General features: G+C 33.0%; 4 protein-coding genes, 2 pseudogenes and 1 riboswitch. Of the genes and pseudogenes, 5 read left to right on the plus strand and 1 reads right to left on the minus strand.

Features of this window, described 5'->3' with window-relative positions; translation table 11 throughout:
* Positions 1–246: 246 nt before the first annotated feature.
* From CER22_RS30190 to CER22_RS30200, 3 genes and pseudogenes are all read left to right on the plus strand, one after another.
* Positions 247–900, plus strand: coding sequence for a DUF975 family protein (locus CER22_RS30190; RefSeq protein WP_088610413.1), 654 nt, complete (start codon positions 247–249; stop codon positions 898–900).
* A gap of 182 nt (positions 901–1,082) precedes the next feature.
* Positions 1,083–1,524 (plus strand): annotated as a pseudogene (locus tag CER22_RS30195) (hypothetical protein).
* Positions 1,521–1,782: pseudogene (locus CER22_RS30200) on the plus strand (CPCC family cysteine-rich protein). Before CER22_RS30195 ends, CER22_RS30200 begins: the two co-directional pseudogenes overlap by 4 nt.
* A gap of 66 nt (positions 1,783–1,848) precedes the next feature.
* On the opposite strand, the gene CER22_RS30205 reads toward CER22_RS30200, so the two are convergent.
* Positions 1,849–2,232 carry a hypothetical protein gene (locus CER22_RS30205; RefSeq protein WP_088062349.1) on the minus strand — a complete coding sequence of 128 codons (384 nt, stop codon included), beginning with the start codon at positions 2,230–2,232 and terminating at the stop codon, positions 1,849–1,851.
* Positions 2,233–2,564: 332 nt separating this feature from the next.
* On the opposite strand from CER22_RS30205, the gene CER22_RS30210 reads away from it, so the two are divergent.
* Both CER22_RS30210 and CER22_RS30215 read left to right on the plus strand, forming a co-directional pair.
* Positions 2,565–3,101, plus strand: coding sequence for a TetR/AcrR family transcriptional regulator (locus CER22_RS30210; protein ID WP_060489215.1), 537 nt, complete (start codon positions 2,565–2,567; stop codon positions 3,099–3,101).
* Positions 3,102–3,272: 171 nt separating this feature from the next.
* A riboswitch (cyclic di-GMP riboswitch) is annotated at positions 3,273–3,365 on the plus strand.
* A 59-nt stretch (positions 3,366–3,424) separates the two neighbouring features.
* A partial coding sequence (locus CER22_RS30215) for a SpaA isopeptide-forming pilin-related protein (RefSeq protein WP_088610414.1) occupies positions 3,425–9,115 on the plus strand: 5,691 nt, incomplete at its 3' end.

Genomic DNA, 9,115 nt, shown 5'->3' on the forward strand with positions numbered 1-9,115 from the left:
ATCATAACTGATACTTACGATTTAGAGAGGTGTTTTTTTCGTCTCATTCTAAGGGTTCACTCCATATGAAAGGCAGGCTTTTTTTATTATAGGAAAATGAGTGACTTAATTCATATATTAGTAAAGCTACAGCGCACATATATCAATACATATCAAAAAAGGTAGTATGCTTCTATTTCAGGAAAATCTGTGGAATTTTTGATATAAATGGTATACTAATATAGAAAAAGTATTAGGAGGCTATATATGATAAGTCAGTTAAAAAGAGAAGCACTTGATGCATTAAAAGGAAAATGGGGATTAGCGGTAGGGGCAACCTTATTAGTCGGAATCCTTATTGGAGCTGTTGAAATTTTAACTACAGGTATTTTCTCGATATTTTGGGGTTGGGAAGAAGCAAATGAGTCACTTACAGTAACTATTATTGCAATGTTTATTATCGGGCCGTTAACAGTAGGTGCTTCTTATTTTGTTTTAAATGTAATTCGTGGGACTAATGCTCGTATTGGTCATATATTTAGATGGTTTAACGATGGAAGTAAGTTTATGAAATCGTTTTCAACATATTTACTAATGAATGTGTACTTGGTTCTATGGACATTACTTCTTATTATTCCAGGTATTATTAAATCATTTTCTTATTCTATGACATATTTTATTTTGAATGATCATCCAGAATATACAGCGAATCAAGCGATTACTGAAAGCCGTCGTATGATGAATGGACATAAAATGGATTACTTTTTACTATGCTTAAGTTTCTTAGGTTGGTTCATTTTAAGTATTCTTACTTTAGGAATCGGTTTCTTATGGTTAGTACCTTATTTCTACACGACATCAGCTGCATTTTATGAAGAGATTTCAAAAGAATATTATAAAAAAGAAGACACTACTTTCTAATAACCACCTATCCCCTAAAGAATATAGGGCACAGATAGTTTAGATGTTCTGTTTATGGGGAGCACTTCAGGATAAGGTATAGGTTTTTATATAAAAATTCTGCCCTCTATGTTTTAGCATAGAGGGCTATTTTTTCATGTGAAAATAATGAATAATATATGTGAAACAAAAAAGCGAGGTGAATGAGAGTGAGCAAGTTTTTAATTCCGTATTCATTTTCTATATTAAGTTTCTTTATTTCAGTAACGGCACTTGATTTATATGATAGGATAGGAAAAAATGATGAGATGACTTCGCCAAACATAATTGGAAAGATAATTCAATCTACTGCGCAAATGGGAGTCCTTACATTATATTTCGGAGTACCTATCATTTTAGGTGGCTGTCTACTTGGGGAATTATTGTTTAGAGGTATCATTTTACGATTTAAACTAAGCTATATTATATCTTTATTATTATATTTACTTTTAGCTTGTAGTATTGTTTCAGTAACAGTTGGGATTCCAACTACATATGAAGATTCTAATATTTTTTTCATGGGAATAACTATGATTTGCGCTGTTACATTCTTTGTGGGCCGGAATATATCGGAAAAAACAAGTTAATAATGGAGTGACAGAATGAAATACACTTGTCCGTGCTGCGGGTATAGAACAATAGAAGAACCACCAGGTAACATATGAAATTTGTAATATATGTTATTGGGAAGATGATGAGGTTCAGTTTAATGGTCCTGACTTTGAAGGCGGGGCGGATGAAGTTTCGTTAAGACAAGCACAGAAAAATTTCATTACATTGGGTGCTTGCGAGGAATGTTTTGTGCAATCAGTTAGAAAGCCAAATAGTGAAGATGTGAAGGACGCTAGTTGGAAGCAAATTTAGTAAGTAAAATGTTATTACTCAATTTATCAGGAGTAATAACATTTTTTTTATGCAATGATGAAAGAATTAACGCCGTCTTATAAGATAAAATAGTAAAGATGATACAGTAATAGGAAGGCCAGTATCCAGAAAAGCTTCTAAATAAAAGGATAGAAAATCTCTGTCATTAAACCACATAAAGAATAAATGATTGTAGGAAATACCTAACAGTATAAATAAAGGAATACCGATCTTTAATTCGTGACTTCCTTTTATTTTTCTATAACAAAATTCACCTAATAAACAACCGATAAGAACAGGAATGCTTCCAAGAATTAAAAACATAATAATAGATACCCAAATCGGTCCCCATGAATCCGCATAATTTGGAACTAGTGTATACTGTAAAACGTTCACAATGATAGAAAAAACCAGTAAGCATATTAAATAACTAATAGAAAATTTTTTCAATGGAATCATCCTTATAAAAGTTCACTTTATTTTTATGAACATATAAACCTCTTTGAATTATAGATTAAATATATAAGGATAATCAATTTGTATGCATTTCATGTTTATGGATATATTTTCAACGAATATAAATGTATAGATGTATAGTCAATTGTGAGTATTTGATGTTATCATATTGAATGATATGGAAATTTTTAATAGAAGAAGCAACGAACAATTCAAAGGTAATGAAGCCTTTGTGGTATAAAGAAAATATTTATTATTACTCAGCGATATTAAAAATAAGATACATATTTATATAAATTTAGTAGAAATGGGGGTTTTAAAAAGGAATGAGTATAAGTATAACAAGGCAAAAAATTTTAGCAGCCGCTTCTCAAATTGTGCAATGTAAAGGGGTTGCTAAGTTAACCTTAGAAGCGGTAGCAAAAGAGGCGGGGATAAGTAAAGGTGGATTGTTGTATCACTTTTCAACTAAAGAAGCTTTAATAGAGGGCATGATACTCAAAGGGACGGAGGAGTATCAAGACGCTATTCACAATAAAGTAGCGGAGGACTTAGAGAAGAAAGGAAGGTGGGTACGTTCTTTTGTAGAGGAAAGATTAAGTAATGAGGGAAGAGTAGAAGAGCTGGGTAGTAGTATGATGGCAGCATTAATGCTAAAGCCTGAATTACTTGAACCGTTAAAACAATCATTTCAGCAACTGCAAAATAAAATAGAAAATGATGAGATAGATTCAGTTTGTGCCACAATTATTAGATTAGCGGCAGATGGATTATGGTATTCGGAATATTTAGGGGTTGGAAGACTAAGCCCCGAATTAAGAGAAAAAGTGATTCAAGCTCTTATTTTTAATTCATATAAATAGAATATATAAACTATATAATGTAAAACAATTCACCATTGCTTATTTAATGCACTGGTGAATTGTTTTTTTTATTAGAAAAATAGAACAATTTCATAGAGTATTGAATTATAACCGTCCAGACGGTATAGTAATATTTGGTTTAAGAGGAAAATGAAACAAAAAAAGAATAAAAAATATTTTTAGCACACTATTCGAAAGGATAGGCCGCAAAGCTTAGAGTCTACGGTAATACATATTGGTTACTAAGATCGTCTGGTTGCACATTTTTGATGCAACCGGACGGTCTTTTTTTGTTATATAAATATAAAAAATAGGAGGGAATTATGCAAATGAAAAGTACTAAGAGGCATATTTCGATGGTTTCATTAGTTTTTCTAGTATTATTTTCAGTGCTAAATGTGTGGGCTCCAGTTATTCAAGCCGCTGTGATAAAAAATCCAGTGGACGAGATTAATATCTCCCGTACTGATGGTACAACGTCTGAACCATATCAAGCCTCAGATGGCATGAAAGTAGAAGTGAAGTGGTCAGCTAAAGAAAAAATAAAAAGTGGAGATCAATTCACAATTGATATGCCAAAAGAATTTAGAAAAGATCTTATGAATATGAGTTTTCCTTTAAAAGATGCTGAAGGAAAAACAGTTGGTACATGTGAGATGAAAAAAGGTCTATTGACATGTACTATGGGTGATTACGTAGAAGGAAAGAATAACGTTAAAGGTTCTTTATTCGTAGAATTCTACTTTGGGCTAGAAGCATATGATGGTGTCAAAGAAATTCCATTAGAATTTAACGTTGATGGTCAAATCGTAAATAAAGAAGTAAGTGTAAATAATACGACAGAGAGACCGAAGCCACATCCCAATACAGATAATCTATTGAAATGGGGTTCTTATAATCAAGAAGATCCATCCATTGCTGATTGGCTTGTATATGTAAATGCAACTGGAACAGAAATGCAAGATCTTAAATTAACAGACACATTAGGACCTGGGCATGAATTAATTACAGATAGCTTAGTATTAGAAGAGGCTGTATTTGAAGATGGCTATGCACCAACAAATATTAAGCAAGCAGATTTATCTAAAATTAAAATCAATGCAACGAAAACTGGATTTACAATTGAATTTCCAGACAGTTCAAAAGGTTATATTTTAAGATATAAAACAAAGATTACCAATCCCGCTGCAAAGCCTCATAAAAATACAGTGAAATTAGAAGGCAAAAATATTAAAACTGAAGAAAAAGTAGGAGAAGTATTCGTAAGTGGTGGGGGAGGAACTGGTTCAGGCGACGATCATCCACCTAGTATTGAAAAGAATATAGTTGATGAGAGTGGTAAGCTTGTAGAGAATCAGCAGTTAGCGCAAATGGATCAACCTATTCAATATCAAGTTGGTACACATATACCAAACGATCCTCCTAAATACACATCTATGGTAATTAGTGATGATTTAGAAGATGTATTAGAAGTATTAGAGGCAAAAGTGTATGATCAAAATGGCCAAGATATTACTTCTAAAGGAACACTAAAGATAGATAAACAAAAAAGTGAAGTAACATTTACGTTCGGTGAGAGTTTTGACTATAAGTCATATGAAGACCAGATAATTAACCTTAGTATTAAGGCGAAAATTAAAGCTAATGCAGACTTATCTTCTTACGTAGATAAGAAGATTCCTAATAAGGCAGAATTACATTTTGATGATAAAACATTAACATCGAAAGAAGTAAATGTTACACCGCCTGAAGCTCCAAAAGAAGGTACAGTATCGATTCATAAAATAGATGCTGAGAATCCGAACAAAGGGTTAAAAGGTGCCGAATTTGAAGTTCGAAATAGTGCAAATGAAGTTGTTGCAAAACTGATAACGGACGAAAACGGCTTTTCAGTACCTCAAACTTTAGCTCCTGGGACGTATAAAGTTTATGAAAAAGTAGCACCTGAGGGATATCAAAAATTAACAAGTCCGGTAGAGGTTACACTTCAAGCTGGAGAAACAAAAGCAATTGAAATTAAAAATACTTTGCAAAAGGGTCAAATTGAATTAAAGAAAATTGATTCAGAAAATGGTGAAAAACCATTAGCAAATGCAGAGTTTGATATAGTAAAAGACGGTGTAGTAGTTGAGCATATTATTACAGATAAAGATGGTAAGGCAATTTCTAAACCGTTAGCGCCAGGAAAATATATTTTAAAAGAAACGAAAGCGCCTGAAGGATACCAATTAAAAGAAACAGAATTCGAAGTAAATGTAACAGGGGACGGTATATTCCCGATAACAGTAGAAAATGCAATGACAGACAAAGGTAATGTAGAAATTACAAAGGTGGACAAAGAAAACGGTTCAGTATTAGCGGGTGTCGAATTTGAAGTCCAAGATGAGAAAGGTGAAGTAGTAAGAAAAGTAACGACGGATAAAGAAGGAAAGGCAAACGTTTCAGATCTTTCAGTAGGAAAGTACAAATTAGTAGAGACGAAAAGCTTACCAGGTTACAAGAAACTAACAGAGCCAGTATCGTTTGAAATTACAAAAGGTATGACGAAAGTCCTATCATTAAAAGTAGAGAATGAACAGTTAGAAAACGGTTCAGTAGAAATTACAAAAGTGGATAAAGATAGCCAGAAAGCATTAAAAGGCGTAGTTTTCGAAGTACGAGATGAAAAAGATAAAGTAGTCAAAGAGGTAACAACAGATAAAGAAGGAAAAGCAAACGTTTCAGATCTTTCAGTAGGAAAGTACAAATTAGTAGAGACGAAAAGCTTACCAGGTTATAAGAAACTAACAGAGCCAGTGTCATTTGAAATTACAAAAGGTATGACGAAAGTCCTATTATTAAAAGTAGAGAATGAACAGTTAGATAAAGGTTCAGTAGAAATCACAAAAGTAGATAAAGACAGCCAGAAAGCATTAAAAGGCGTAGTCTTCGAAGTACGAGATGAAAAAGATAAAGTAGTAAAAGAAGTAACAACAGATAAAGATGGAAAAGCAACAATTGATGATTTATCAGTAGGAAAGTATAAATTAGTAGAAAAAGAAAGTTTACCAGGTTATAAGAAATTAATAGAGCCGGTATCGTTTGAAATTACAAAAGGCATGACCGAGGTCTTATCATTAAAAATAGAAAATGAAATGGTAGATACGGGAAATATAGAGATAACAAAGATAGATAAAGATAATAAAGCACCGTTGGTGGGAGTAACGTTCGTTGTCCAAGATGAGAAAGGTAACGAAGTTAAAAAAGTAACGACAGATAAAGAAGGAAAAGCAAATGTTTCAGATTTATCAGTAGGAAAGTATGAATTAGTAGAGGTAGAAAGTTTACCAGGTTATAAAAAGCTAGAAAAACCAGTATCATTTGAAATCAAAAAAGGCATGACCGAAGTTCTATCATTAAAAGTAGAAAATGAAATGGTGGATACAGGGAATGTAGAGATAACAAAAATAGATAAAGATAGTAAAGCACCATTAGAAAATGTTGTATTTGAAGTACGTGATTTAAAAGGTAAAGTAGTTGCAAAAGTAACAACGGATAAAGAAGGAAAAGCAAACGTTTCAGATTTATCTATTGGGAAGTATGAGTTGGTGGAGGTAGAAACACCAGCAGGATACAAACCACTTGAAAAACCAATTTTATTCGAAATTGAAAAGGGTAGAGTAACAGCGTTAAAGCTAACAGTCGAAAATGAATTAGTGGATACAGGAAATGTAGAAATTACAAAAGTAGACAAAGAAAATAAAGATGCTTTAGCTGATGCAGTATTTGATATTCAAGATGAAGCAGGACAAGTAGTTGCTAAAATAACGACAGATAAAAAAGGACAAGCAAAAGTTACTAATTTATCAGTTGGAACATATAAGTTAGTAGAAGTGAAAGCACCAAAAGGATATAAGCAATTAGTAGATCCGATTACTTTCCAAATTGAAAAAGGCATGACAAAATCTCTTGCTTTAACAGTCGAAAACGAAATGTTAGACAAGGGTAATGTAGAAGTTACAAAAGTGGATAAAGACAGTCAAAAAGCATTAGAAGGCGTAGTCTTCGAAGTGCAAGATGAGCAAGGAAAAGTAGTAACGAAAGTAACGACAGACAAGGATGGAAAAGCAAGCGTTTCAGGTTTATCCATAGGAACATATAAGTTAGTAGAGGTAGAAAGTTTACTAGGTTATAAAAAGCTAGAAAAACCAGTATCATTCGAAATCAAAAAAGGTATGACGAAAGTCTTATCATTGAAAATAGAGAATGAATTGGTAGACAAAGGTACTTTAGAAGTTACAAAAGTGGACAAAGAAAGTGGCACAGTATTAGCAGGCGTAACTTTCGAAGTGCAAGATGAAAAAGGGAAAGTAGTAACAAAAGTAACGACAGACAAAGAAGGAAAAGCAAACGTTTCAGGTTTATTCATAGGAAAATATAAGTTAGTAGAGGTAGAAAGTTTACCAGGTTATAAAAAGCTAGAAAAACCAGTATCATTTGAAATCAAAAAGGGTATGACAGAAGTTTTATCGCTGAAAGTAGAAAACGAACAAGTAGATAAAGGTTCAGTAGAGATCACAAAAGTGGACAAAGACAGTCAGAAGGCATTAGAAGGTGTAGTCTTTGAAATCCAAGATGAAAAAGGGAAAATAGTAACGAAAGTAACAACAGATAAAGAAGGAAAAGCAAACGTTTCAGATCTATCAGTAGGAAAATACAAATTAGTAGAGACGGAAAGCTTACCAGGTTACAAAAAGCTAAGCGAATCAGTATCATTTGAGATTACAAAAGGTATGACAGAAGTTTTATCGCTGAAAGTAGAAAACGAACAAGTAGATAAAGGCTCAGTAGAGATTACAAAAGTGGACAAAGACAGTCAGAAGACATTGGCAGGTGTAGTCTTTGAAATCCAAGATGAAGCAGGCAAAGTAGTAACGAAAGTAACGACAGATAAAGAAGGAAAAGCAAACATTTCAGATCTATCAGTAGGAAAATACAAATTAGTAGAGACGGAAAGCTTACCAGGTTATAAAAAGTTAGAAAAACCAGTATCATTTGAAATCAAAAAAGGTATGACAGAAGTCTTATCACTAAAAGTAGAGAATGAACAGTTAGATAAAGGTTCAGTAGAAATTACAAAAGTAGATAAAGACAGTCAAAAAGCATTAGAAGGCGTAGTCTTCGAAGTGCAAGATGAGCAAGGAAAAGTAGTAACGAAAGTGACAACAGATAAAGAAGGAAAAGCAAACATTTCAGACCTATCTGTAGGGAGTTACAAATTAGTAGAGGTAGAAAGTTTACTAGGTTATAAAAAGCTAGAAAAACCAGTATCATTTGAAATTACAAAAGGTATGACGAAAGTCTTATCATTGAAAATAGAGAATGAATGGGTAGACAAAGGTAATGTAGAAGTTACAAAAGTGGATAAAGACAGTGGAACAGTATTAGCGGGCGTAACTTTCGAAGTGCAAGATGAGCAAGGCAAAGTAATAACGAAAGTAACAACAGATAAAGAAGGAAAAGCGAAAGTTTCAGATCTAGCAGTAGGAAAATACAAATTAGTAGAAACGGGGAGTTTACCAGGTTACAAAAAACTAACAGAACCAGTATCATTCGAAATCAAAAAAGGTATGACAGAAGTTTTATTACTAAAAGTAGAGAATGAACAGTTAGACAAAGGTTCAGTAGAAATTACAAAAATGGCTGCTGAAAGTAAGAATGTATTATCAGGGGCAGTGTTTGAAGTTCATGACGAAAAAGGAAAAGTAGTAACGAAAGTAACAACAGATAAAGAAGGAAAAGCGAAAGTCTCAGACTTATCTGTAGGTCACTACACACTTGTAGAAGTAGAAGCACCAAAGGGTTATGAAAAATTAACTAATCCAATTCCATTTGAAATTACAAAAGGAATGATAAGTCCAGTTCAATTAGAAGTATTAAACAAATTGACTTCTTTAGCACCACCAGGCCCAGAAAAACCAGAAACAACGGATCCAGAAAAACCAGAAACAACGGATCCAGAAAAACCAGAAACA

This window comes from Bacillus sp. K2I17 (genome assembly GCF_002209985.1).
Lineage (GTDB): Bacteria > Bacillota > Bacilli > Bacillales > Bacillaceae_G > Bacillus_A > Bacillus_A wiedmannii.